3 protein-coding genes are annotated in these 2,364 nt (G+C 44.9%); all 3 read left to right on the top strand.

Annotated features, from left to right (window positions below):
• Window positions 1-84 precede the first annotated feature (84 nt).
• The 3 genes from ACFQPF_RS11485 (at window position 85) to tnpC (ending at window position 2,274) form a co-directional block, all read left to right on the top strand.
• Window positions 85-279 (top strand): hypothetical protein, encoded by a 195-nt coding sequence (locus ACFQPF_RS11485; RefSeq protein ID WP_379749748.1) that lies wholly within the window; start codon window positions 85-87, stop codon window positions 277-279.
• A complete protein-coding gene (gene tnpB, locus ACFQPF_RS11480) occupies window positions 276-629 on the top strand; it encodes an IS66 family insertion sequence element accessory protein TnpB (RefSeq protein ID WP_379749746.1) in 354 nt (117 codons plus the stop codon). The genes ACFQPF_RS11485 and tnpB overlap by 4 nt, the downstream gene beginning before the upstream one ends.
• An 82-nt stretch (window positions 630-711) precedes the next feature.
• Window positions 712-2,274, top strand: coding sequence for an IS66 family transposase (tnpC, locus tag ACFQPF_RS11475; RefSeq protein ID WP_379749750.1), 1,563 nt, complete (start codon window positions 712-714; stop codon window positions 2,272-2,274).
• Window positions 2,275-2,364 lie beyond the last annotated feature (90 nt).

Raw genomic sequence — 2,364 nt, 5'->3', positions numbered from 1 at the left:
GTAAGCCCGTATTCAAACAACGCATATAACTTGTATGGCACCTCCGGTACGATAGAAGTATCTCATTGAAGGAGGTGCTTTTCCATGCTGTCACAAAAACTGGCCATCGTCCCCGTTACATTGGATGTCAAAAAAGAAACTAGTCCTTCTCCAAATTCAACCGCACTTTCCCCCGATCCTGTTTGCACGGTCAAAGCAGCCGGCATAGAAATTTCCTTCTTCCACGGAGCGAGTGAGCATATCATCCAAACCGTGATAAAGGAGTTGAGACAGGAGTGAAATATGATTATACAGATGTAAAAAACATCTACATTATTTGTGGGAAGACAGATATGAGAAAAGGCATAGACGGACTAGCTACATTAATCCAAGATTCTTTCGAACTGGATCCTTACGGCGACTCTATTTTTCTTTTCGCCGGCTGGAAAAAAGACCGGTATAAGTGTTTATATTTTGATGGAAATGGCTTTGCCATGCTTTATAAACGGCTAGATAATGGTAAGCTGCAGTGGCCGAAAGATGAGCAGGCCGTCCGCAATTTATCTCAACAAGAACTGAGATGGTTGTTGGAAGGATTATCGATTCAACAGCCAAAAGCCATTCAGCCGTCCCTGCAAGGCGTATTTTAAAAGAGATCAAATACTTGTTTCTTCTGGCATTCAAACCCATTATAATGGAAAGAACAATACAGGACGAAACGTGGTGAAACGCATGGTTAAGGCGACAGGCAATCAATCTGAAAAACTGGTCCGGCTTCTCGAAGAGCAACTGGCACATTCCAATCAACAGAATAAAGAATTGTCCAAGCAGATTGAAGCATTAACCGAGCAAGTACGCCATTTAACCAAGCTGCTATTCGGATCTAAAACCGAGAAATCAAAATACCAAGTGCCCGATGGGCAAGGTTCGTTGTTTGACGATGATCCTTCTTTTAACGAAACTGAGCACACAGTAGAACAAAGCCAACAGACGATTTCTTATACTGTTGTCCGGAAAGCACGATCAAAAAAACGAAACGATTCTCTGCGTGAGGGCATTGAAATAGAGGCTGTCCATTACCATCCGAAAAACACAAGGTGCAGCTGTTGCCAAGGTTCAATGACCGAAATTGGCACCACTACGGTGCGTGAAGAAGCTGCCTTTATTCCTGCAAGAATGAAGAAAATTCAGCATATTGAACATGCCTATGAATGCAAAAACTGCAAAGGTGACGCTGCACAAAAAGCACAGATCAAACGAGGGAAAGCACCGCAGCCCGTCATTCAGCGTAGTATCGCCAGCCCTAGCGTGCTGGCCAAAGTCATCTACGATAAATTCGTACAATATCTGCCTCTTTACCGGCAGGTAAAAGAATGGGAACGGCATGGTATGAAGACGAACGACAAGAACCTTTCCAATTGGGTGATCCGTGCATCACGTGATTGGCTTCAGCCCGTGTACGAAATATTGAAAGAACGTCTTCTGTCTAAATCCGTGCTGCATGCCGATGAAACGTACGGGCAAATCATTCATCGTTCTGATGGCAAATCAGGACAAACCAATGCCTATAATTGGGTGTATCGGAGTGTGCCGAGCCAAGGTCCTGAGATTATTCTGTTCCAAAGTTCCTTATCGCGGGCTAGATCTGTCCTCGAACAGTTTATCCGTGGATACTCTGGAACAATGATTTGCGATGGTTATTCGGCCTACGGCAAGCTAGCGGGCATTACCTTCGCTAATTGTTGGTCGCATGTCCGCCGGTACTGGTTGAAAGCCGAAAGCAAAAATGGGCAAACCGGTGTCCGTTATTGCGATGAGTTGTACCGGCTGGAAAGGCAATTTAAGCATTTATCTCCTGGCAAGAGAAGGAGACAGCGGCAAAAACATTCAAAACCCATTGTTGAGAAATTCTTAGAGTGGGTGGAAAGCTCTCCGTTCTTCGGGAAAAATGCCCTTGCCAAAGCAGCTGACTACACGCTAAATCGCATCGCTGGGCTGAAAGCCTTCTTGAATGACGGCCGAATCGAAATTGATAACAATCCAGCTGAAAATGCGATCCGTCCAAATGTTATCGGCCGAAAAAATTGGCTTTTCTCCGTCAGCGAAGCTGGCGCAGAGGCGAATGCCATTTGTTTAAGCCTAGCAGAAACAGCAAAAGCAAACGGCATAGATTTTTATCAATACCTTGTCAAAGTACTGACGGATCTGCCCAATCTGGACTTCCGCCAGCAGCCAGATCTCTTAAACCGTTATCTGCCTTGGTCCAAGCATATCCAAGAAGCATGCGGAAAATAAAATAGCCGTAGATCGGATAAGAAATCTATCCTCTACGGCTATTTGTCACGCGCACCGAAGGGTGTGCTTTATTTTATATTTCGGGCTTAC

Origin of the sequence: Fictibacillus iocasae (genome assembly GCF_042665465.1) — a bacterium.
Taxonomy (GTDB): domain Bacteria; phylum Bacillota; class Bacilli; order Bacillales; family Fictibacillaceae; genus Fictibacillus; species Fictibacillus iocasae.
The sequence above is the reverse complement of the archived record's forward strand: the minus strand, read 5'-3'. Positions and strand labels throughout refer to the sequence as shown.

What these genes read in the sequence shown, in the direction of transcription:
- tnpC (WP_379749750.1), top strand. Translation starts at nt 712, where the DNA reads ATGGTTAAGGCGACAGGCAATCAATCTGAAAAACTGGTCCGGCTTCTC.
- ACFQPF_RS11485 (WP_379749748.1), top strand. Translation starts at nt 85, where the DNA reads ATGCTGTCACAAAAACTGGCCATCGTCCCCGTTACATTGGATGTCAAA.